The organism is Neptunicoccus cionae (assembly GCF_014643735.1).
GTDB classification, from domain to species: domain Bacteria; phylum Pseudomonadota; class Alphaproteobacteria; order Rhodobacterales; family Rhodobacteraceae; genus Amylibacter; species Amylibacter cionae.
Map to the genome: position 1 here is coordinate 552,029 of NZ_BMKA01000003.1, position 21,271 is coordinate 573,299.

General features: G+C 56.5%; 20 protein-coding genes and 1 tRNA gene. 12 read left to right on the forward strand and 9 right to left on the reverse strand.

Translation table 11 applies throughout. The annotated features are described in order from the left end of the window. Nucleotides 1-19: 19 nt before the first annotated feature. Nucleotides 20-1,762, reverse strand: a complete 1,743-nt coding sequence (argS, locus tag IEX10_RS13605) for an arginine--tRNA ligase (RefSeq protein ID WP_188676249.1) — start codon at nucleotides 1,760-1,762, stop codon at nucleotides 20-22. Nucleotides 1,763-1,810: 48 nt separating this feature from the next. Then, the gene (locus IEX10_RS13610; protein ID WP_188676252.1) at nucleotides 1,811-2,941 is read right to left on the reverse strand and encodes a deoxyguanosinetriphosphate triphosphohydrolase; all 1,131 of its coding nucleotides are present in this window, start codon (nucleotides 2,939-2,941) and stop codon (nucleotides 1,811-1,813) included. A gap of 108 nt (nucleotides 2,942-3,049) precedes the next feature. Between IEX10_RS13610 and erpA the strand changes: the two genes are divergently transcribed. Together erpA and xth are read left to right on the forward strand one after the other, a co-directional pair. After that, entirely contained in the window at nucleotides 3,050-3,379 is a 330-nt protein-coding gene (gene erpA, locus IEX10_RS13615; protein ID WP_188676476.1) for an iron-sulfur cluster insertion protein ErpA, read from the forward strand. Nucleotides 3,380-3,462: 83 nt separating this feature from the next. Continuing rightward, nucleotides 3,463-4,245 (forward strand): exodeoxyribonuclease III, encoded by a 783-nt coding sequence (gene xth, locus IEX10_RS13620; protein WP_188676255.1) that lies wholly within the window; start codon nucleotides 3,463-3,465, stop codon nucleotides 4,243-4,245. A 6-nt stretch (nucleotides 4,246-4,251) separates the two neighbouring features. Here xth and IEX10_RS13625 read toward each other — a convergent pair whose 3' ends face one another. The 4 genes from IEX10_RS13625 to IEX10_RS13640 form a co-directional block, all read right to left on the reverse strand. Next, nucleotides 4,252-5,010 (reverse strand): hypothetical protein, encoded by a 759-nt coding sequence (locus tag IEX10_RS13625; protein ID WP_188676258.1) that lies wholly within the window; start codon nucleotides 5,008-5,010, stop codon nucleotides 4,252-4,254. Between the two features lie 71 nt (nucleotides 5,011-5,081). Beyond that, a complete protein-coding gene (locus IEX10_RS13630) occupies nucleotides 5,082-6,044 on the reverse strand; it encodes a phosphotransferase (protein WP_188676261.1) in 963 nt (320 codons plus the stop codon). 62 nt (nucleotides 6,045-6,106) lie between these two features. Then, a tRNA-Ile gene (locus tag IEX10_RS13635) sits at nucleotides 6,107-6,183 on the reverse strand. 52 nt (nucleotides 6,184-6,235) lie between these two features. Then, the gene (locus IEX10_RS13640) at nucleotides 6,236-7,135 is read right to left on the reverse strand and encodes a DMT family transporter (RefSeq protein WP_188676264.1); all 900 of its coding nucleotides are present in this window, start codon (nucleotides 7,133-7,135) and stop codon (nucleotides 6,236-6,238) included. Nucleotides 7,136-7,229: 94 nt separating this feature from the next. On the opposite strand from IEX10_RS13640, the gene purM reads away from it, so the two are divergent. The 4 genes from purM to IEX10_RS13660 all read left to right on the forward strand — a co-directional run bounded on the left by purM (nucleotide 7,230) and on the right by IEX10_RS13660 (nucleotide 11,086). After that, a complete protein-coding gene (gene purM, locus IEX10_RS13645; RefSeq protein WP_188676266.1) occupies nucleotides 7,230-8,273 on the forward strand; it encodes a phosphoribosylformylglycinamidine cyclo-ligase in 1,044 nt (347 codons plus the stop codon). Beyond that, a complete protein-coding gene (gene purN / locus IEX10_RS13650; protein WP_188676269.1) occupies nucleotides 8,273-8,845 on the forward strand; it encodes a phosphoribosylglycinamide formyltransferase in 573 nt (190 codons plus the stop codon). The genes purM and purN overlap by 1 nt, the downstream gene beginning before the upstream one ends. A gap of 317 nt (nucleotides 8,846-9,162) precedes the next feature. Then, nucleotides 9,163-9,567: a TadE/TadG family type IV pilus assembly protein gene (locus tag IEX10_RS13655; RefSeq protein ID WP_188676272.1), complete on the forward strand. Its 405-nt coding sequence runs from the start codon at nucleotides 9,163-9,165 to the stop codon at nucleotides 9,565-9,567. A 10-nt stretch (nucleotides 9,568-9,577) separates the two neighbouring features. Beyond that, nucleotides 9,578-11,086, forward strand: coding sequence for a hypothetical protein (locus tag IEX10_RS13660; RefSeq protein WP_188676275.1), 1,509 nt, complete (start codon nucleotides 9,578-9,580; stop codon nucleotides 11,084-11,086). 90 nt (nucleotides 11,087-11,176) lie between these two features. On the opposite strand, the gene ndk is transcribed toward IEX10_RS13660, so the two are convergent. Beyond that, on the reverse strand, nucleotides 11,177-11,599 hold the full coding sequence (gene ndk / locus IEX10_RS13665; protein ID WP_188676277.1) for a nucleoside-diphosphate kinase: 423 nt from the start codon (nucleotides 11,597-11,599) through the stop codon (nucleotides 11,177-11,179). 115 nt (nucleotides 11,600-11,714) lie between these two features. Here ndk and IEX10_RS13670 point away from each other — a divergent pair, with 115 nt between their 5' ends. The 3 genes from IEX10_RS13670 to IEX10_RS13680 are packed head-to-tail and all read left to right on the forward strand — an operon-like array spanning nucleotide 11,715 to nucleotide 14,778. Further along, nucleotides 11,715-13,589 carry an ABC-F family ATP-binding cassette domain-containing protein gene (locus IEX10_RS13670; protein ID WP_188676280.1) on the forward strand — a complete coding sequence of 625 codons (1,875 nt, stop codon included), beginning with the start codon at nucleotides 11,715-11,717 and terminating at the stop codon, nucleotides 13,587-13,589. Next, on the forward strand, nucleotides 13,586-14,203 hold the full coding sequence (locus IEX10_RS13675; protein ID WP_188676283.1) for a MarC family protein: 618 nt from the start codon (nucleotides 13,586-13,588) through the stop codon (nucleotides 14,201-14,203). The genes IEX10_RS13670 and IEX10_RS13675 overlap by 4 nt, the downstream gene beginning before the upstream one ends. Next, on the forward strand, nucleotides 14,200-14,778 hold the full coding sequence (locus IEX10_RS13680; protein ID WP_188676286.1) for a retropepsin-like aspartic protease family protein: 579 nt from the start codon (nucleotides 14,200-14,202) through the stop codon (nucleotides 14,776-14,778). Before IEX10_RS13675 ends, IEX10_RS13680 begins: the two co-directional genes overlap by 4 nt. A gap of 37 nt (nucleotides 14,779-14,815) precedes the next feature. On the opposite strand, the gene IEX10_RS13685 is transcribed toward IEX10_RS13680, so the two are convergent. Continuing rightward, nucleotides 14,816-15,283 (reverse strand): DNA polymerase III subunit chi, encoded by a 468-nt coding sequence (locus IEX10_RS13685; protein WP_188676289.1) that lies wholly within the window; start codon nucleotides 15,281-15,283, stop codon nucleotides 14,816-14,818. Next, on the reverse strand, nucleotides 15,276-16,751 hold the full coding sequence (locus IEX10_RS13690) for a leucyl aminopeptidase (protein ID WP_188676292.1): 1,476 nt from the start codon (nucleotides 16,749-16,751) through the stop codon (nucleotides 15,276-15,278). The genes IEX10_RS13685 and IEX10_RS13690 overlap by 8 nt, the downstream gene beginning before the upstream one ends. A 132-nt stretch (nucleotides 16,752-16,883) precedes the next feature. On the opposite strand from IEX10_RS13690, the gene lptF reads away from it, so the two are divergent. From lptF to IEX10_RS13705, 3 genes are read left to right on the forward strand one after another with little or no spacing between them, the layout of a single operon-like run. Next, nucleotides 16,884-17,993, forward strand: a complete 1,110-nt coding sequence (gene lptF, locus IEX10_RS13695; RefSeq protein ID WP_188676295.1) for an LPS export ABC transporter permease LptF — start codon at nucleotides 16,884-16,886, stop codon at nucleotides 17,991-17,993. Next, a complete protein-coding gene (lptG, locus tag IEX10_RS13700) occupies nucleotides 17,990-19,090 on the forward strand; it encodes an LPS export ABC transporter permease LptG (RefSeq protein WP_188676298.1) in 1,101 nt (366 codons plus the stop codon). The genes lptF and lptG overlap by 4 nt, the downstream gene beginning before the upstream one ends. 3 nt (nucleotides 19,091-19,093) lie before the next feature. Next, nucleotides 19,094-21,271 carry an LPS-assembly protein LptD gene (locus tag IEX10_RS13705; RefSeq protein WP_188676301.1) on the forward strand — a complete coding sequence of 726 codons (2,178 nt, stop codon included), beginning with the start codon at nucleotides 19,094-19,096 and terminating at the stop codon, nucleotides 21,269-21,271.

A 21,271-nucleotide genomic window follows, 5' to 3' on the forward strand; every position in this document is an offset into this window, starting at 1 on the left:
TATACTTCAATCGCCCGCGTTACATCTCTGTCATCGGGGTTACGCCCAGAATACCCAGACCAGCGGATAAAACAACCGAAACGGCGCGGGTGAGGGCAATTTTAGACAGAGACAGGTCTGTGTTGTCCGCCTGCCAGAAGCGCAACTGCGGCTCGGCTTTGCCCAGATTGTGCAGCGAGTGGTACTCTGCCGCCAGTTCATACAGATAAAAAGACACGCGGTGCGGCTCGTTGTGTTTAGCGGCCAGCTCCAGCAAACGCGGCCATTCTGCCAGCTTGCGTGCCAGTGCCAGTTCTGCCGGATGAGTGTTCGCACCCATATCCGCTGCTGCAAGGATCGCGTCGGATGTGTCTACACCGGCCTCGTTCGCTTTGCGCATCACGGAACAGATCCGCGCATTGGCGTATTGCACGTAAAACACAGGATTTTCTTTGGATTGCTCCAGCACTTTGTCAAAATCAAAGTCCAGCGGTGCATCCTGTTTGCGCGTCAGCATGTGAAAGCGGGTCACATCGGGGCCGACCTGTTCGACCACATCGCGCAGGGTGATAAAGGTCCCTGCCCGCTTGGACATCTTGAACGGCTCGCCATCCTTGAACAGCTTCACCAGTTGGGTCAGCTTGATGTCGACAGGCACCTGACCGTCAGACAGGGCCGAAACCGCCGCCTTCATCCGTTTGACATAGCCGCCGTGATCGGCGCCGAAAATGTCGATCAGTTCGTCAAAGCCACGGGAAATTTTATCGTAGTGATAGGCGATATCCGGCGCAAAATAGGTCCATGACCCGTCTGATTTCTTCACCGGACGGTCCACATCGTCCCCGTGTTCGGTGGATTTGAACAGGGTTTGCTCGCGCGGCTCCCAATCCTCGGGCTTCTTGCCTTTGGGTGGCTCCAATACGCCCTCATAGATCAGACCCTTGTCTTTCAGACTGTCAATCGCAGCTTCGATCCGGCCCGTGCCGTAAAGCGACTTCTCGGAATAGAATACATCCATTTCAATGTTGAGCGCCTTCAGGTCAGCGCGGATCATATCCATCATCGCCTCTGTGCCAAAGGCCCGCAGATCGGCGAGCCATTCGGATTCCGGCTTGCCCACGAGGGAATCGCCGTATTTCTCTTTCAGCGCCTGCCCCACGGGGATTAGATAATCGCCCGGATAGGTGCCGTCTTCAAAGGCGACTTCCTGTCCGTTGGCTTCGAGATACCGCAGATAGGCCGAACGGGCCAGCACATCGACCTGCGCCCCGCCATCATTGATGTAATATTCGCGCGTCACATCATAACCGGCAAAATCCAACAGGCTGGCCAGCGCATCCCCGAACACAGCGCCCCGTGTGTGTCCCACATGCAGCGGGCCGGTCGGGTTGGCGGACACGTATTCCACGTTCACCTTCTTGCCCTGCCCCATGTCAGAGCGGCCAAAATCCGCGCCCGATTTAATCGCTTGTGGCACAATCGCGGTCCAGCTTGCAGGGTCGAGCGTCAAGTTCAGGAACCCTGGCCCAGCCACATCCGCCGCTGTAATCCGCGCGTCTTGCAACAGCTTGGCGGCCAGCGCCTCGGCAATATCGCGGGGCTTGGATTTGGCAGGCTTTGCCAGCACCATCGCCGCATTGGTAGCCATGTCCCCGTGCAAAGCATCGCGGGGCGGCTCTACCGCTACATTGGTGAAGTCCAGACCCGCCGGAAGCACCCCTTCGGACTGAAGGGCTGTCAGGCTGTCGAGCACAAGAGTTCTGATGTCTGCAAAAAGGTTCATGGCGCTTTCCTATATATCAAGCGCGGTTTAGCATGTTGGCGCAAAGGGTCAACTCACCGCGCCCCACTCCTTGTGCAATTTCAGCGCAAATCGGTCTGTCATGCCCGACACGTAATCCGCCACCAGTCGGGCGCGGGCGAAATCATCGCTGTAAGGGGTCCAGCCCTCGGGCAGCAGTTCGGGGTTATCCATGAAACGGTGGAACAGATTGCGCAGCACAGCGGTCATTTCCTCGCGCACCACCAGAACGTCCGCGTGGCGGTACATATTGGCGTAAAGAAACTCTCGGATCGCGTTCAGGCCGGACAGCAGTTCGTCCGAAAAGGCAATCACCGGATGGTCCAGATTGCGAATGTCCTGTGCGGTTTGCGCCCCCGATTTATCAAGCCAGATACGGCTTTCGGTCAGCAAATCCTCAACCATCAGGCCAAACACACGGCGCAAAGCCTCGTGTCGGCGGCGGTCGGGATCCAGATTGGGGTACTTGCGATCCACCTCTGCAAAGCAGGGTTTGACCAGCGGCAGATGCAAAATGTCATCAATGGTGAACAGACCAGCCCGCAGCCCGTCATCAAGATCGTGATTGTTATAGGCGATGTCATCGGACAGGGCGGCGACCTGTGCCTCCGCACTCGCGTGGGTGTGCAGTTCCAGATCGTGTTTGGCGTTATATTCCGCCAGCGCAAATGGGATATCCTCCAGCACCGGACCATTGTGTTTGGCGATGCCTTCCAGACACTCCCACGTCAGGTTCAGACCGTCAAATTCCGCATAATGGCGCTCCAGATCGGTGACGATCTTGATGGCCTGCGCGTTGTGGTCAAACCCGCCGAAAGGCGCCATACACTCATCAAGTGCATCCTCGCCTGCATGGCCGAACGGCGTGTGACCCAGATCATGGGCCAGCGCCACCGCCTCCGTTAGTTCGACGTTCAGGCCCAGCGCACCGGAAATTGTGCGCGCCACCTGCCCAACCTCAATGGAATGGGTCAGACGGGTGCGGTTGTGATCGCCCTCATGCTCCACAAAAACCTGCGTCTTGTGCTTTAGGCGGCGGAATGCAGTGGAATGGATGATCCGGTCCCGATCCCGCTGAAAGGCCGAGCGGTGGGCCGAATGGCCTTCATCCACAAGCCGACCCCTGCTATTCGCAGGATTACTGGCATAATTCGATAACATTTGATTGAGGCCCCGATCTAATCGTCTGTCTTGTCCTTGATGCCGCGTTTATCGCAGCCTATGTTTAGGGAAACCTTACACGATTGATGTGGACGTTAACAGATGGACTTGTCCCTACCCCCCAAAGTAACCGACCGCGCGTTTGAACGGCTTGCCGAGATCAACGAAGGCGCAACTGCGACCCAATGCCTGCGCGTCGCCGTTGAAGGCGGCGGCTGTTCGGGCTTTCAGTACGAAATCAAGCTGGAAGACACGGCTGCCGATGACGATCTGATCCTTGAAAAGGACGGACAGAAGGTGCTGGTGGACAGTGTGTCCCTGCCCTTTTTGACCAATGCGGTGATTGATTTCAGTCAGGAACTGATCGGCGCACGCTTTGTGATCGAAAACCCAAATGCCAGCAGCTCTTGTGGCTGTGGCACAAGCTTCAGTATGTAAACCGCCCTGCTCGGGTCCGGTTTGCGCTTGTTCTCTGACAGGATTGCCGCGATATTTGTGCGGCAATCAAAGGACCAGCCCACATGAAAATCGCCAGCTTCAATATCAACGGGATCAAAGCCCGCCTGCCTGCCCTTTTGCAGTGGCTGGAAGAGGCGAAACCGGATGTGGCCCTGTTGCAGGAAATTAAATCGGTGGATGAAAACTTCCCCCGCGAACCGATTGAGGATCTGGGCTACCGTGTGGAAACCCACGGGCAGAAATCCTTTAACGGTGTGGCGATCCTGTCCAAACTCCCGCTCGAAGACATCACCCGCGGGTTGCCGGGTGACGACGAAGACGACCATGCCCGCTGGATTGAGGCTACGGTCATCGGCGACAAAACCGCCGTGCGGGTCTGCGGGCTGTATTTGCCCAACGGCAATCCGGCCCCCGGACCGAAATACGACTACAAACTGGCTTGGATGGAACGCCTGCACGCCCGCGCCCGCGATCTGATGAATGCCGAAGAACCGGCACTGATGGCTGGCGATTACAACGTGATCCCCCAGCCCGAAGATTGCTGGGATGTGAAACCGTGGCTGGACGATGCGCTCTACCTGCCCCAGTCCCGTGCGGCGTTTGAGCGGATCAAGAACCTCGGCTTTACCGAAGCCTTCCGCGCCCGCAATCAGGCGCCGATGAATTACACCTTCTGGGATTATCAGGCGGGCCGCTGGAACAAAAACCACGGCATCCGCATAGACCACTTTCTGCTAACCCCGCAATGCGCCGACCTGCTGCTGGACTGCCAGATCGACCGCGATACGCGGGGCCGCGAGAAACCTAGCGATCACGTTCCGATCTGGGTTGAACTGGACGCGTAAGGATCCCTACACGTAAGCCGGATAGCCGAGTTGCTGGAACAGGAACCATTCCCGTTCCTGCACGGCCCGCAGCAGATCGTCTGACAAGACGTCTTTGGCCTCGCTCCGGTTTGATGCGTTCACGCGGGCGTCAGATGTTATCAATTCGTTCACCGCTGCAACTGCATCCGACAGATACGGGCCGAGATGTGATTTAATCAAATCCGCAAGGTCCGCATTGAGGCTTTCGTTGCGGATCACCGCTTGGGGCAGTCCCTTGTTTTTGTAGCGCCGGACCACCTGATCCCGATCCTTGAACCCGTTAAGTTCTTTGTGTTTTCCAGGCAGCGCAAGGGTCAGGTAGCGATAGGTCATATAGCCAAACATCCCTGAATGGGTATCGGCATAGGGTGCTTCATAGAAATGGGCGTTCTGCGGGTCGAGCATGAATTCCAGCCATTTCGGAAATCCGGCCGGACCGTCCGCGTAAAGACTGTCTCCACCACTAAAATGCGCATCCAGACGGCGGCGGATCGGGCTGCCGGTTTTGGTCAGGCCAAAATAATAGAGGCTTTTATACTGATCGAGAGGGTCACGCGCGGTGATGAAATAAAACGTTGCTTGATCCTGTTTGGCCCTTTTGAATGACACCCGACGATGTTTAACAAACTTCACCGGCTCTTCGCTGGCGTGGCGTCCAAGGAAGTCGACAATAAAGCTCGATCCGGTCTTCTGGACATCGAGGTAACAAAACGAACCATAATCGAGCATAAGATTTCCTGCCATTTGCGCCGGACCGGACCGAGTTTTACCCCGTCCGGCATTCTTCTAACCTGTCTCAGCTTCTTGAAACAGGTTTACACAGAACTCGCAAGGCCTTGCCCCGCGCGCGTTTCTGGCAGTTTTCCCAGAAAGGCGCGCATCCGTTGTCGGGCGCATTTCTGTTTCTCTGCGTCGGATTCCCGCGCCACGTAAACACGGACCATTTGTTCAGCGATAAAATACCGGACCACACGCTTTTGTCGCAAAGCTACACCGGCATGCTTTAAAAACATCCGCGCCTCTGCGGCAGTCAGACCGTGAAACAACTCCTGCCCGTCGCAAGGCGAGAAGAAATCCTTCATCACAAGGAAACGCGCCGCCATCCGCATCAAGGGCAGCCAGCGTTCCTTGTTGATGTCGATAGCATAAAGCTCGCCGTTCCAGATTTTCAAATTCACCAGCGTCATGTCGTCATGCGCGCTGGTATGGATCACGGGCTTGGCTTCGATCCCTTCGGCCAGTGCGGCCATCTCAGCCAGCATGGCGTTAAGTAGAGCACGTTCTTCGCTGGTTAGGGTATCGTTATCTGCAACGTCCAGACGTGCCACAAAATGCGCTGCCCGCAGCGGTTTTTCCTTGCTGCGCAGATCGGCACAAGCCTTTAGCCAGCCCGCCACCTGCAACACGATAGCTCCCCTCTCCCGCTCTTCTGCCTGATTGTAAAGAGATCGCACCGTGTCCCCATCGACCCATTTCAGGATCACAACCCCCAGATCGGGAAGGCTCTCAATGCAGTTATTGACGTGATAAGGTTCCGGCAGGTTCGTTTCCAGAAACCGCAGCTCTGCACAGGCTTTCTCTGCGCGTGCGGCAGCTTTGTCACGGGGGTATTGTTTGAAAATAACCCGCTGCCCCTTGTACGAACCAGTAACAACGATGGAGCGTTCCTCGATCTTTCTGACCCGCAGCCCCCTAACCGCAAACAGGCCCAGTCTAGCGCACAATTGCACCCGAAGTTTCAGTGTAAGCGCGATTTTCTTCAGCCGCGTTGCGATCATAAAAGTCCCCTCTTAGGCCGGATTCTGGCCAAGAGAACACTATGAGCAATAATCAGGCAAATTGGTAGGCCCGGTAGGACTCGAACCTACGACCAAAGCGTTATGAGCGCTCTGCTCTAACCAACTGAGCTACAGGCCCCCTTAGGGTGCGCAAAGCGATACCCAAGCCCCGCGTCAGGGTCAAGCATCTTTCAGACGCTCTTGCGGTACAATTGCTGTTCGCGGAAGATAACATAGAGCCCCGCCCCGATGGTGATGCAAATCCCAAGGGTCGCCAGCGGATTGGGCAGATCGCTAAAGATCAGATAGCCCGCAATCGTCGCCATAGGGATTTCCAGATATTGCATCGGGGCCAGTGTGGCCGAGGGGGCAAAGCGCAGGGACCACGTCATCAGCAGATGGGCCACCGTACCCAGCACACCAATCGCTACCAGCAGGTTCCATTCATAGGTGTTCGGGTTGATAACGCCGAGCATGGCGACCTCGCTGCCCGAAAAGACCAGCAGAACCACCAGCAAGAGCACTGTGGCAATGACACCCGACTGCGCCTGCAGGTTCATCGCGTCAACCTCTTTGGCCACTTTACGTGTCACCAGCATGAACAATGCGAAATCGACCGCCACTACTAGGGGCAGCAGCGCAGGCCACCCCACCGCGGCAAAGCTAGGCTGGATCACCAGAAGCGTGCCGATAAAGCCCACAAAACAGGCCATCAGCCGGTGCGGGCCGACTTCCTCGTCCAGTACAAATTTACCCAGCAGCAGCATGATAAAGGGCATCACGAAAGCAATCGCAATCGCATCGGCCAAGGGCAAATAGCGTAGGGATGTGAACATCGCGCCGATCCCGATGATGTGCAGAACCGTGCGTATCACCATCAGCCAGAACAACCGGCGCGGCATACGTACAGGCAGACGGGCGAACCAGATAATCGGCCAGAGCAACACAACCTGCGCCACAAACCGAACCAGCAGCAATTGCACAAGAGGGATCGAATCCCCCAAAATCTTGGCAATCGAATCCCCGAGCGGGGCAAGAATGCAAAAACCGGTCATGAAGGCTATGCCAAGGAGGGGGCGATCTTGTGTCATGGCGGCACTCTATTGCAGTGCGTGGGGGGCGCAATGGCTGTTTTCAACGAAGCGCCCTTGCGTTACAGGGATGCAAGAGATTCTGGAGGCCCACATGAATGATCGCACAAACAGCCTGACCTACGCCGATGCCGGTGTTGATATTGACGCCGGTAACGCGCTGGTGGACCGCATTAAACCCGCCGCAAGCAGCACCAAACGCCCGGGCGTTATGGACGGGCTTGGCGGATTTGGCGCGATGTTCGACCTTAAGGCAGCAGGCTTCAAAGATCCGGTCCTTGTCAGCGCCACAGACGGTGTCGGGACCAAGCTGCGGATCGCGATTGATACGGGTCACGTGGGCACTGTGGGCATTGATCTTGTGGCCATGTGCGTCAACGATCTGATCTGTCAGGGCGCGGTGCCGCTATTCTTCCTCGATTATTTCGCCACTGGCAAACTGGACGTGGACAGCGCGGCCAAAGTGATTGAGGGCATCGCCGAGGGGTGCCGTCAGGCCAATACTGCGCTGGTAGGCGGCGAGACCGCCGAGATGCCGGGCATGTATGAAGCGGATGATTTCGATCTGGCAGGCTTTTCCGTCGGTGCAATGGAACGGGGCGCGATGCTGCCCGCCAATGTGTCCGAAGGTGATGTTCTGATCGGGATGCCGTCAAGCGGCGTGCATTCCAACGGCTATTCGCTGGTGCGCAAGATTGTCGAACAGTCCGGCCTTGGCTGGGATGCCCCTTGCCCGTTCGGGGACGGCACACTTGGCGAGGCGCTGCTGGAGCCGACTAAAATTTACGTCCGCCCTGCGGTGGCTGCGCTGGAAACCGGCGGACTGCACGGGTTGGCCCATATCACAGGCGGCGGTCTGACAGAAAACCTGCCCCGCGCTCTGCCCGAGGGACTGGGCGCCGAGATTGATCTGAACGCATGGACGCGCCTGCCGGTGTTCAACTGGCTGATTAAAGGTGCGGGTCTGGATCAGGCCGAAGCGTTAAAAACCTTCAACTGCGGGCTTGGCATGATTGCCATCGCAGCGGCGGATCAGGCGCAGGACGTGCTGGACGCTTTGAAAGCTGAAGGGGTTGAAGCCATGACCATCGGACAGGTGGTTGCTGGCAGTGGAGTATCCTACTCCGGTTCGCTCTGATGAAGCGGGTTGCCATTTTCATCTCGGGCGGCGGCTCTAACATGCTGTCGCTTCTCGATGCGATGGACGATCCGTCTTTCGGGGCGGAACCTGTGCTGGTGCTGGCCAATTCCGCGCAAGCGGGAGGGCTGGCCAAAGCTGCGGCACGCGGCGTGCCAACCGCCGCAGTAGATCACCGCGATTATGCGGATCGCGCCGGTTTTGAAGCGGAAATCACCAGAGTTCTGGATCAGCACGCACCGGATGTGATTTGCCTTGCTGGGTTCATGCGGGTGCTGACCCCTGAATTTACCGCCCGCTGGGAAAACCGGATGCTGAACATCCACCCCTCCCTGCTGCCAAAATACAAAGGTTTGCACACCCACCAACGCGCCCTTGATGCAGGCGATACCGAAGGCGGTTGTTCCGTCCATCTGGTGACAGCCGCGCTGGATGATGGTCCGACACTGGGACAGGCCCGCGTGCCGATCCTTGCGGGTGATACGGCCAGTGACCTTGCCGCGCGCGTTCTGGTGGAGGAGCATAAGCTTTACCCTGCCGCCTTGCGGAACTTCATCGCTCAGGTGGGTTAAAAAGCCGCTTTTTTGGCCACGGATCAGAAACAGTTATCCGTGAAAAAGGCTTGTCTGTTTCCCTGCTGGAAAAAGCACTGTTCTGCGTCATTTGGAATGTGCGTAAAATGTGACAATTCTCGGACAATTACACCTTAATCCGCACAACCTTAAGATGACTTTGCGTAAAGCTATTTTAAATTGCTTATTTACAAGCACTTACCAACAACCGCCAAATATTGAAAATAATCTTCTTCCGGCGTTTTTCACCCTCTTCTTACCGCAATTGGCCGCCAAATTAGGGGTACCCAAACTATTAGCCAGAAGGGAAGTTCGACATGCGCTCCAACTTTTCCAAATTAATAAAACGGACCCGTCACAATGAAGACGGCGGGGTGAGTGTGGAGTTCATGCTCTGGGTGCCGGTCTTTGTCGCCCTCATGACGGGCGCCGTCGATGTGGGCACAATCTTTGCCTATAAAACAAACTACTGGGGCGTTGCACGGGATACAGCCCGACAAGTCGCCCGCCACGCCATGAGCGCGAGCGAAGCAGAAGCCTACGCCAGAGAGATGGCCACCTACTCCGGTGTTGAACCTGACACAGAGGTGGAAATTACCGCGAATGACGTAACCGTCCGACTTATCGGTTACGCCGACACAATCGCGTCCTTTGGCATTTTCAAGGTCCTTCAAGGAACCGAAATCTCTGCCGAAGTCACCTATGCGCTAGAGCCGATTTAAGGATAGACCCATGACCCATAAAAAACACCTAATTTCCGAATTTCTGCGCGACGAAGATGGTGGCGCGACCGGCTGGAACCTTGCGTGGTTTGCCGTTCTGGCAGCCGGAAGCGGCTTTGCTATCGACGTATCGAACGCCCGCAACGCCAAAGAACATCTGACAGTAACCGCAGAAGCCGCCTCCCACGCCGGATTGGTCGCGCTGATGAACACCGGATCGACCGGTGATGCACGGGCTGCGGCCATCGCATCGGTTCAGCAAAATTATCCCAGCGATGTCTTTGGTCCGGTAATTGCGGACTCCACGTCCGATATTGTGGTGGCCAATTATAACGCCGAGGAGTCCTCATGGAGCGACTCCGGCATGGCAAACGCGGTTGGCGTAACCCTGCGGCGCGACGAATCCACCAAGAACGGTGTATCGACCTTTCTGCTAAACTGGGTCGGACTGGAAGAGTGGACCTTTTCAGCATCAGCCGCCACCGCAATGGCAGGCACCCAGCGGTGCAGCAACACCGAAGGCCTGTTTGCACAGGGCAACATTCAGCTCCGGTCCCACAACGGGTTCGGGACGGGCATTTGTCTGCACAGCGACGAATATGTAACCATGTCAAACCACAACGTGTTTGATGACGGGGCCTATGTCAGCATGCCAGACCTGAGCCTGTGTGAAAAATGTGATGACGACGACAAAAACCCCGGCATTGTCGATGCGGCCTATGAAACCAAATACATCATGCCAGATATCGCCGACTGGATCGAACAGACCGAACTGTCCTTTATGGGGTCCGGCGACAGCGCAATCAAAGATGCCTTCTTTGAAGGGCGCGCTTTGGATCGCGACCTGTCCAGCCTGTCAGAGCTGGATTACGACACCAGATATCTGGAACGGGGCTCCGTCGTCGAAATCTCCGCGACTGAGTTTTACCTGATGGAAGACGTCCCCGAAGGCCTGACCTACAACGTAAGCTGCGCGGTTTCCGCCACTTCCACGGGCACCAGCAACGGGAACGGGCGCGGTAAAAGTAACGGGAATGGTAATGGAAACGGCAAGAACAAGTCGAGCAGCGACGTGACCTCTGTGTCATCGCTCGATTTTTCCAACGCCCCTTTGAAGGATCTTGCAGTCATCACCGATTGTCCGGTCGACTTTAGCAGCGAAGCCGATTTGCTGGGCGTTATGATCGTTACCTCCAGTGACAGCGGGATTTCGGGGTCTTCCGGCACCACCATCGGCGCGTCAAATTATTCTTGCGACCCGCTGGATCGGGTAACAATCATGACCAATGCCGATGTGCATATGGCGGCAAAGTTTCTGGCCACCAACCTGACGCTGGTGATTGACGGTGCAATCCACCTTGCCTCCGGCGGGTCCGGCAATTCGGATCACTACGGCGTGGGCATCCATACGTCCGGCGACATTGATGTAACAACCCACCACAATTATTACAGCTGCGGAAATTCCAACACCGAGGTAGCACCGGTCATGGGCGTGATCCGCCACGTCTCAGCCGACTGAAAACAACCTCACCCGCTGAACACAAAAAAGGGCCCAAAGGGGCCCTTTTTCATTGGGGCGGAATGAACCCGCCCCAAAAAGAACTTTGGCTTAGCCAACCAGTTCGAGACCGGCGAAGAAATATGCGATTTCTTCAGCAGCTGTTTCTGGCGCGTCGGACCCGTGGATGGAGTTTTCACCCAAGGACAGCGCGTGTGTTTTGCGGATTGTGCCTTCTTCAGCATCAGCCGGGTTTGTTGCGCCCATGATTTCACGGTTGCGCAGGATAGCGTTTTCGCCTTCCAGAACCTGAACAACGATCGGCTCGGATACCATGAATTCGCACAGTTCGTCGTAGAAAGGACGCTCGGCGTGGACAGAGTAGAACTCTTGCGCTTGGGCCAGAGTCAGCTGGATGCGCTTTTGCGCGATGATGCGCAGGCCACCGTCTTCCAGCATGGCACAGATCTTGCCAGTCAGGTTACGTTTTGTTGCGTCTGGTTTAACGATAGAGAAAGTGCGTTCGAGAGCCATGAGGACTGTCCTTTGGGTTGGTGAATTTGGCGGTGCGATAGCATGGAACATCCTTATTGGAAAGCACCCATTCAGCCCCTGTTGACAGTATCGGGCCACTGGGGCATTGCGAGGCATGCTAAAGCTGACAGATATATCCTATTCGATTTCGGGCCGTCCCTTGTTTGACGGCGCTTCCGCAACGATTCCGACGGGCCACAAGGTGGGCTTTGTCGGGCGCAACGGGACAGGCAAAACCACGCTGTTCCACCTGATCACCGGAAAACTGGCGATGGACGGGGGCACGGTTGAAATTCCCCGTGGCGCCCGCATCGGCGGCGTCGCACAAGAAGCACCTGCCTCGGACGACAGCCTGCTTGATACAGTGCTGATGGCCGATACGGAACGGGCCGCCTTGCTGGAGGAAGCCGAAACCACCACCGATCCGGTCCGCATCGCAGAGGTCCACGCACGACTGGGCGATATTGACGCCTATTCCGCCGAAGCCCGCGCCGCTGCCATTCTGCACGGTCTGGGGTTTGACAAAGAGGCCCAAGCCCGCCCCTGCGCCGATTTCTCCGGTGGCTGGCGGATGCGCGTGGCCCTTGCGGCTGTGCTGTTCTCCGAACCTGATGTGCTGCTGCTCGATGAGCCGACCAACTACCTTGATCTTGAAGGCACGCTCTGGCTTGAAGGGTATCTGGCTAAATATCCCCATACGGTGCTGGTCATTTCCCACGACCGGCAGTTGCTGAACCGCTCGGTCAATTCGATCCTGCATCTGATGGACCAGAAACTGACGCTCTATCAGGGCAACTACGACACGTTTGATGCGGTGCGCCGTGCGAAACTGGCGGAACTGGCTGCGGCGGCCAAAAAACAAGCGGCAGAACGCGCCCATATGCAAAGCTTCGTGGACCGTTTCCGTGCCAAAGCCTCCAAAGCGAAACAGGCCCAATCCCGTCTGAAGATGCTGGAGCGGATGGAACCGATTGCAGCCGCTACGGAAAACAACGTGGCTTCATTCAACTTCCCCTCCCCCGAGCAACTGTCCCCGCCGATTATGAAGCTGGACGGAGTAGACGTTGGCTATGACGACACCACGATTCTGCGCAGCCTGAACCTGCGGATTGATCAGGACGACCGGATCGCGTTGCTGGGCGCCAACGGTCAGGGTAAATCCACCCTGTCCAAACTGTTTGCCAATCGTTTGGCACCGCAGAAAGGCGATACCATCGCGTCTTCCAAGCTGCGGATTGGCTATTTTGCCCAGCATCAGGTGGACGAACTGCATCTGGATGAAACCCCGCTGCAACATCTGGCGCGCGAACGTCCCGAAATGCCACCCGCCAAGCTGCGTTCCAGATTGGCACAGGGCGGCGTCGGGCCGGAACAGGCCGAAACGCTGGTGGGTAAACTGTCGGGGGGGCAAAAAGCACGCCTGTCCATGCTGCTCGCCACGCTTGATGCGCCCCATCTGGTGATCCTTGACGAGCCGACAAACCACCTTGATATCGAAAGCCGCGAGGCACTGGTCCGCGCCTTAATGGACTATGACGGTGCGGTGATCCTTGTCAGCCACGACCCCCATCTGGTGGGCATGGTCGCGGACCGGCTGTGGCTGGTGAAAGACGGCAGCGTCAAACCCTTTAACGAGGATCTGGACGCCTATCAGAAACTTCTGCTGAGCGAACGGGGCGGCGGCGGTGTTGCAGCAGCCCCCGAAAAGAAGAAACCCCGCGAGAAACGCAAACCCGCTGCCGAACAGCGCAAGGCGATCGCGCCCTTGCAGGCGGAAGTGTCCAAATGCGAAGCCCGTGTCGCGAAGCTAGAAGAGTTGAAAGCCAAAATCGAGGAACGCCTTGCCGATCCCGATCTCTACACCCCTGTTTACCGCGATAAACTGATGCTATTACAGGGCAAAGCCCGCGAGATTAACGACGGTTTGAAGCGGGCCGAGGAACTGTGGATGGCCGCATCCGAAGAACTGGAGGGCGCCAAGGCCCAATGACGTTTGATCTGTTTGTCACTGCTTTCGTTACGATTTTCCTCGTCATCGACCCGATCGGGTTGCTGCCGTTTTACATCGCGCTGACCAGTGATCATACAAAGATCGAACGCCGTGGCATTGCCCTGCGCTCTACCGGCATTTCATTGGTGGTGCTGCTGTTGTTTGCCTTTGCGGGGGATCAAATCCTGCAAGGCATCGGCATCGGTATGCCTGCCTTCCGCATTGCGGGGGGCGTGTTGTTGTTCATGACTGCGGTGGACATGCTGTTTGAAAAACGCGCGGAACGGCGGGGCAACCAGACCGAAGCCTCTGACCGGCCTGATCCGTCCGTTTTCCCGCTGGCCACGCCCCTGATCGCGGGGCCGGGTTCTATCGCGGCTGTGATCTTGTTGGCGGGTGACGGCACCGATCGGGTAGAGGCGTTGTCCATAACCCTTGGGGCACTGTTTCTGGTGCTGGCCCTTGTGCTGGCGCTGTTCTTTCTGGCCGGCCCTGTGGAGCGCCTTCTGGGCAAAGTCGGCATCAACGTGGTAACGCGGCTGCTGGGTATGCTCTTGGCGGCACTGGCGGTGCAATTCGTTGTGGACGGAATGCACGGGTTGGGCGTGATATGAGCGGTGACGAACGGGCCTATTTCTTTTATCTGACCCTGCTGCTGTTGTTTGTCGGCAGCGGCTTTCTGTTCGGCTACCGCCAGAAACTTGGTAAAAGCCTGCAACAAGCTGCCATCTGGGGGCTGATTTTTGTCGGTGTCGTCATTGCCTACGGCTTTTCGGACACGCTGAAACAGCAGATCATGCCGTCCCGTGCGGCCCAAAGCTCTGAAGGTTATGTGGTGCAGCGCGCGCGGGATGGTCATTTCTACCTCGCACTGGAAGTGAACGGGAAAACTGTTCCATTTGTAGTAGATACGGGCGCAACTTCCATCGTTCTGAGCCGTCAGGATGCGGAAAAAGTTGGCATTGACCCTGACAGCCTCAGCTATCTGGGGCGGGCAAATACGGCCAACGGAGTTGTTGAAACCGCCTCTACCGTGCTTGACCGTGTCGCGCTGGGGGATCTGGTGGATTACGATGTGCGGGCATCTGTGAACGGCGGAGAGATGAACGGATCCCTTTTGGGAATGGCCTATCTGAACAGATTTTCCGAGATTTCCATGCGCGGGGATCGCATGATCCTGCGGCCTTAGGGTTTGAGTATTTTTGGAACATTGAAACAGGCTGGGGTTAGCTGGCGGCTTTTTCTGCTTTCTTGATCCAGCGTCCGTCTTCTTGTGCCCAGTATTGCGCGGCGATGCCTGCCCCTGTGAGGGCTTTCCAGTCTTCCCGCGCAGCAGTCAGTTCTTCGGTATTGTTACCATCAAACATCAGGCAGACGCGGGCGTAGCGGGCGACTTCTTCGGCGGTGGTTTTTGCCCCGTCCGTCAGCAGTAATATTTCGGCATTGTTGGGATTATCCTCTGACAGGGTCAGCAGGATCGGTTGGTCGCTGTCATTGGGTCCTCCGGCAATGCCGTGGGGCAGAAAAGATTCCTCGCGGTATTGCCAGAGTGCTGCATCCAGATGTTGCAGTTTGCCTTCTTCCCTGCCCCGCACCAGTGCGCGCCACGGTTTAGCGCGCACTTTCTCCAGCAGATCAGGCAGGGCCTGTTCCAAACGGGAGCGGGTCAGGTGATAGAAGAAAACCTCAGCCATCGGCCTGTTCGTAATTGTCCGCAATCAGACGATCGAGCGCGCGAACACCCCAGCCTGTCGCACCCGCAGGGGCCAGTGCCGTTGCAGATTTGATCGAGGCCACACCCGCGATATCAAGGTGAATCCACGGCATACCCGGTTCCACAAAGCGTTGCAGGAACTGGCCCGCCGTGATCGAACCAGCCGCGCGTCCGCCGGTGTTTTTGATATCTGCAATGCGGGATTTGATCAGCGTGTCATACGCATCCCCAAGCGGCATCCGCCATGCGCCTTCGGATTCGTCACCGGCAGCTTTGAGGAAGCGGTTGCACAGTTCGTCGTTGTTAGAGAACACACCGGCGTTTTCATGGCCCAGCCCGATGATGATCGCACCGGTCAGTGTCGCAAGGTTGATCATGCCCACAGGCGCGTATATTTTTTGCGCGTACCAGAGCACATCTGCCAACACCAAACGCCCTTCGGCATCGGTGTTGATCACCTCAATCGTGTCGCCCTTCATAGAGGTCACAACATCGCCGGGACGTTGTGCTTTGCCATCGGGCATGTTTTCCACCAGCCCAACAAGACCGACGACATTGGCCTTCGCCTTACGCAGCGCCAGTGTTTTCATTACACCAGCGACAACGCCTGCGCCGCCCATGTCCATTGTCATGTCTTCCATGCCGCCAGCGGGTTTCAGGCTGATGCCACCGGTGTCAAAGACAACGCCCTTGCCCACCAGCGCGAAGGGTTGTTCGTCCCCACCGCCGGTCCATTCCATCACAACAATCTTGGATGGGCTGACAGATCCCTGCCCCACACCGAGCAGTGCGTGCATGCCGAGTTCTTCCATCTTGGCCTCTTCCAGCACAGTGACTTTCAGACCAAGCGCTTCCATTTCGCTAAGACGATTGGCAAATTCTGTGGTGGTCAGCACGTTTGCAGGCTCGTTCACCAGATCGCGTGTCATGAACACGCCCTCGTTCGCGGCCTGACGGGAGGCATAGGCGGCTTTGGTCTCTTCGACATTATTCACCAGAACGGTCAGCCCGCCCTGATCGGTCTTCTCGCCCGATTTATGATCATTGAAATCATACGCCCGCAGCACGTAGCCCTGCACCACATCCCCAGCGGCGCGGTTTGCGCCTGCCAGCAGCATTGCGTCGGATTTGCCGACCGCTTTGGCCGCATCTGCACCGGCTTTACGCGCTACAGCCGCATCCGCCTTACGACCGAGTTTTACGATGACGATGGCTTTGGCAGCGATATTGGCGGGGAAGTCCATCACCTGAACCGCGCCGGCTTTCATGTTTTCAAAGGCCTCTGATTCGGAGAAACGCGCCAGCACGCCTTTGGCCAGTTTGTTCACCCGGCGGGACAGCGGGTCCAATCCGCCCGCAGGCGTGAGGAAACAAACGATTTTGCCTTCGAATGCGTCGATCCGGTCCAGATCGGTTTCCACAAAGTCAGGAGAGATGGGAGAAGTCATTGAACGCCCTTTTCGTTTTGCGTGTTTTTCCCCGATTTAACGTTTTTCAGCCGATTTGACCACCTGCGTCTGTTGCCTGCCGAAAAAATGCGTTAGATCAGGTGGACTTGGAGAAACCAGAGGTCTGCACAGGTGAAACGCATCGACAGGTATGTTCTGCGCCAGTTGTTGGGGCCGTTTCTGTTTTTCATGGTGATCTTCGGCGGTATTTTATGGCTGAACCAAGCACTGCGTATTGTCGATGTGGTGATCAGCAACGGGCAATCGGGGCGCGTGTTTGCAGAACTGTCGCTGTATCTGCTGCCTAAAGTACTGGAGACGGTTGTCCCTGTCGCTGCCTTTGCCTGCGCAATTTACCTGACCAACCGGCTTTATGCAGAATCCGAACTGGTGGTGTTCATGGGGGTTGGCCACGGTCCGGCCAATGCGACAAGGCCCTACTTTGTTTTTGGCATGTTCTGTTTCCTTTTGATGAGCCTTCTCACCCATTTGGCTACGCCATGGTCGCTCTCGACTTTTCAGGATCGTCAGTATGAGATCAGCAAGGAGTATCTGACACAGTTTATCGTCGCGGGGGAGTTTGCCAGTCCGGCCGACGGCGTCACGATCTTTTTCGGGGACACCACGCCAGAGGGCAATTTGCGGGATGTTCTGATCAATGACCGCCGCGACGAAACTGTCATCGTGACCCATACGGCGGCTTCGGGACAGCTTATTTCGTCTGAAAACAAACCCAAGCTGGTGCTGTTTGAGGGATCGATCCAACAGTTCGAACCAGAGCCACGCACGCTCAGCACCATACAGTTTGACAGTCTGAGTTATGACCTCAGCCAGTTTGCCAAAACCATCGGCGCACGCTCGGTTTCGGCGCGCGAACAATACAGCTGGAACCTGTCGGAGGCCCGAACCGAAGGCGCGATGCTGGAATTCCACGACCGTTTGGTGAAGTCCCTGCTGGCAATTATCGTTCCCGTTCTTGGCGCGGTCGTCCTGCTGTCCGCAGGCTTCAGTCGCAGTGGCTTTTTCCTGCGTATCGCGCTTGGTGTTGTATTTATGGTGGCGATCAACTCTGCCAGAGGCGTCTTTCAGGGGATGGTTGAGGAAACACCTGATGCATGGCCGCTGCTATATGTGCCGGTGCTCGTCGCGTTTCTTGCGGTTCTATTCATGATCCGCATGGGTCAGGCACCGTGGAAATCGGGCCTGCGCGGTTTGTTGTTTCCAAACAGAGGCCTGTCATGACCCTTTACCTCTATTTCGCCAAACGGTTTTTGGGAGCATTTGTGCGCGTCTTTGCGGTGCTGGCGTTGTTGATCTTTGTGCTGGAAACCCTTGAAAACATTCGCGGGTTGTCCAAGCACGGAGTTGATTTCGCCCATGCAGCATGGCTCGCGGCATTCAGTTCGCCCGAACTGGTTTTGCAGGCGATGCCGATCATCGTCATGCTTGGCGGGCTGACTTTTTGCGTCGGGCTGGCGCGTTCGAACGAATTTGTGGTCACGCGCGCTGTGGGGGTTTCGGCCCTTAAGGCGATGGTGGCACCCGCCCTGAGCGCCTTTGCGCTCGGGCTGGCGGCGATGCTGGTTCTGAATCCGCTGTCGGCATTTTTTGCGATCCAGCATGACAGTTTGGAGGACGCTTTCACCAACGCCGGCACGAAAACAGTTTCCTTTAGCGAGGACGGTTTCTGGCTGCGGCAAAAGGATGTGGACGGCCATACCGTGATCCACGCCGAAAGTGCTAATTCGCGGGGCACCAGCCTGCGTGGTGCAACAGCGTTGGAGTTTGACGCCGAGGGGCAGATCGTGTCGCGGCTATACTCCCGCACAGCGATCCTTAGAGAAGGTGAATGGGTCTTTACCAACGGTAAATACTGGCGCACGGACCGTAGCACCGCCAACCCCGAAAGCACCTCGGAGGTTTTTGAAATCAAGCGGTTTGCGACAGACATCACGCCGGAACAGATATTGGAAGGATACCCCAAGCCCGAAGCCGTGCCGTTGTGGGACAAGTGGCGCACCATCCGCGTTATTGGCGATGCGGGCTTTTCGACCCTGCCCCACCGGATCCACCTGAATATGGAACTGGCGCGCCCGCTGATGTTGATGGCAATGATGATTATCGGCGCCGCATTTACCTTGCAAAATGCCCGAATGGGCAACCTCGGGGTTTCTGTGTTTATTGCGCTAATTTGTGGTTTTTCACTCTACTTCCTACAAAATCTTGCTATGACTTTGGGAGAAGCGGGGGAGATTCCCGTTTTCGCGGCGGCGTGGGCGCCTCCGCTTGCTGCTAACTTGTTTGCCGTGGGGTTGTTCCTCAGTTTTGAGGACGGGTAAGTCATGATACGTTGGGCATTGTTGTTTCTTTTTGCCACTAGCGCGCCTATCGCCCTGACGGGTGTTCCGGCCGCCAAAGCACAGACCGCGGGCCTTGGGATTTCCCCGAATGCTGAAACCAGTCGCCCGATTTCTTTAATTGCTGACACGGTAAGTTTCGACCCTACCACAGGCGTCCTGACCGCTTCGGGCAATGTACAGGTATTCCGGGGCACTCAGGTTCTGGCAACCGAGCGACTGATCTATGACCAGCGCAATCGCCACCTTTCCGTTCCGGGGTCAATGACCCTGACAGACGGTGAAGATGTGGTCACCCGCGCTACGGGTGCGGAATTGGATACCGATCTGGAAAACGGATTGATTGAAGGTGCCGAGCTGTTGATCCAGCAGCAATTGCAACTGGTCAGCGAGCGGATGCACCGTCAAAACGGTGCGTTCAAAGTGCTTGATAAAGTGGTTGCCACAAGCTGTCAGGTTTGTGCCAAATACCCTGTTCCATTCTGGAAAATCCGCTCCCGTCGGGTGATCCACGACGAAGAAGCCCGCCAGCTTTACTTTGAAAATGCCACACTCGATGTGGTAGGGATACCGGTGGCCTATGTGCCGAACCTGCGGGTGCCTGAACCGGGCGTCAACCGAGCCAAAGGGATGCTGGTGCCCAAATTCTCCTCCTCCAACACGCTCGGCTACGGGATGGAAATTCCCTATTACTGGCCGCTTGGGGATCATGCGGATCTGACGCTGACCACACAGGTTTATTCCAAAGGCGCGTTTCTGGTTAACCCCGAATATCGCCGCTACGTGAAAAACGGCTATTTTGAAATTGATTCCTACCTGACGCTGGCCGACGATCTAGAGGATACCACGACACGTTCTTCCCTGACGGCGACTGGCCTGTTCCAGCTGCCAAACGAGATCGAGCTGGAGTTTCAGGTTGATGTCGCCTCGGACAATGATTTTCGCGACGACTATGGGATCGGAAAGGATGACGAAGACCGCCTGACATCCTTTGTTACCCTGCGCCGGACCCGCAAGAACTCTTTCGCCAGCATAAGCGCGTCTTATATCCAAAGCTTGCGCACGAATGAGATCGATCAGGAAATTCCGCTGGTCTTCCCCGAAATATATGGTCGCAAAACGTGGCGTGATCCGGTGTTTGGCGGCAAACTGGCGCTGACCGCGCAATCCGTAACCTTGCTGCGCGAAGACGACAGCCGGTTCGCCCGCGCCGGAATTGTGGCGGAGTGGAGCAATGACTGGTACCTGCGCAACGGCCTTATCGTATCCGCCTATACCGGTGTCGCCGCCAGCACATACCTGACCGAGAACATCACCGGTTACAGCGATGGCACCCTCACAGAGACAATCCCCACCGCAGCCATAGACCTGCGCTGGCCTCTGTCCCGTCAGAATGGGTCTGTAACCCATGTGATCGAACCACGGGTGCAACTGGTCTGGTCCCCGGATGAGGCACGCTCGAACCCCAATGAGGACAGCGTGCAGCTGAACTTTGAGGAAACCAACCTGTTTTCATACAACCGCTTTCCGGGGTTTGATGAATCCGAACGGGGATTGCGTGCGAATGTGGGCGTGTCCTACACCCGCTACAATCCCAAAGGCTGGTCTTATGGTCTGACCCTTGGGCGGGTCTACCGCTTGAAAGATTTAAACCAGTTCGGTTCGGGCACAGGGCTTGATGGTCGCCACTCTGATTACGTCAGTGCAATTTCCCTATCCTATCAAGACCATTTCGATTTCAGCAACCGTACGCTTTTTGACAACGATTTCAGTGTGTCAAAGAACGAAGCCACACTGGAGATGGACTTTGACCGCGTTTCAACTGCGGCCACTTATATCTATCTGGAGCAGGATGTGGTCGCAGGCGCTTCGGACCGCAGCCATGAGGCATCTATGGAGCTGAGCTACCGGCGGAACGATTACTGGACCTACTCTGGTGAATGGCGGCAAAATCTGGAAACCGGCCATGCTACCAGCGGTGAATTCGGCGTGCGCTACGAGAACGAATGCGTCGCTGTGAACCTTTCGCTCTCGCTTGATTACGATAATGATGATGCGGTAAGCACAACGCGCGAGGTCGGCCTGACAGTGGAACTGGCCGGACTGGGCAATAAAAAGAGAAACACAAAATATGCACGCAGATGTGCGGCATTAAGCGGGTAG

Bases quoted from the DNA above. Each gene is read 5' to 3' on its own strand.
- argS (WP_188676249.1), bottom strand. From the start codon at position 1,762: ATGAACCTTTTTGCAGACATCAGAACTCTTGTGCTCGACAGCCTGACA.
- IEX10_RS13610 (WP_188676252.1), bottom strand. From the start codon at position 2,941: ATGTTATCGAATTATGCCAGTAATCCTGCGAATAGCAGGGGTCGGCTT.
- xth (WP_188676255.1), top strand. From the start codon at position 3,463: ATGAAAATCGCCAGCTTCAATATCAACGGGATCAAAGCCCGCCTGCCT.
- IEX10_RS13625 (WP_188676258.1), bottom strand. From the start codon at position 5,010: ATGGCAGGAAATCTTATGCTCGATTATGGTTCGTTTTGTTACCTCGAT.
- IEX10_RS13630 (WP_188676261.1), bottom strand. From the start codon at position 6,044: ATGATCGCAACGCGGCTGAAGAAAATCGCGCTTACACTGAAACTTCGG.
- IEX10_RS13640 (WP_188676264.1), bottom strand. From the start codon at position 7,135: ATGACACAAGATCGCCCCCTCCTTGGCATAGCCTTCATGACCGGTTTT.
- purM (WP_188676266.1), top strand. From the start codon at position 7,230: ATGAATGATCGCACAAACAGCCTGACCTACGCCGATGCCGGTGTTGAT.
- purN (WP_188676269.1), top strand. From the start codon at position 8,273: ATGAAGCGGGTTGCCATTTTCATCTCGGGCGGCGGCTCTAACATGCTG.
- IEX10_RS13655 (WP_188676272.1), top strand. From the start codon at position 9,163: ATGCGCTCCAACTTTTCCAAATTAATAAAACGGACCCGTCACAATGAA.
- IEX10_RS13660 (WP_188676275.1), top strand. From the start codon at position 9,578: ATGACCCATAAAAAACACCTAATTTCCGAATTTCTGCGCGACGAAGAT.
- ndk (WP_188676277.1), bottom strand. From the start codon at position 11,599: ATGGCTCTCGAACGCACTTTCTCTATCGTTAAACCAGACGCAACAAAA.
- IEX10_RS13670 (WP_188676280.1), top strand. From the start codon at position 11,715: ATGCTAAAGCTGACAGATATATCCTATTCGATTTCGGGCCGTCCCTTG.
- IEX10_RS13675 (WP_188676283.1), top strand. From the start codon at position 13,586: ATGACGTTTGATCTGTTTGTCACTGCTTTCGTTACGATTTTCCTCGTC.
- IEX10_RS13680 (WP_188676286.1), top strand. From the start codon at position 14,200: ATGAGCGGTGACGAACGGGCCTATTTCTTTTATCTGACCCTGCTGCTG.
- IEX10_RS13685 (WP_188676289.1), bottom strand. From the start codon at position 15,283: ATGGCTGAGGTTTTCTTCTATCACCTGACCCGCTCCCGTTTGGAACAG.
- IEX10_RS13690 (WP_188676292.1), bottom strand. From the start codon at position 16,751: ATGACTTCTCCCATCTCTCCTGACTTTGTGGAAACCGATCTGGACCGG.
- lptG (WP_188676298.1), top strand. From the start codon at position 17,990: ATGACCCTTTACCTCTATTTCGCCAAACGGTTTTTGGGAGCATTTGTG.
- IEX10_RS13705 (WP_188676301.1), top strand. From the start codon at position 19,094: ATGATACGTTGGGCATTGTTGTTTCTTTTTGCCACTAGCGCGCCTATC.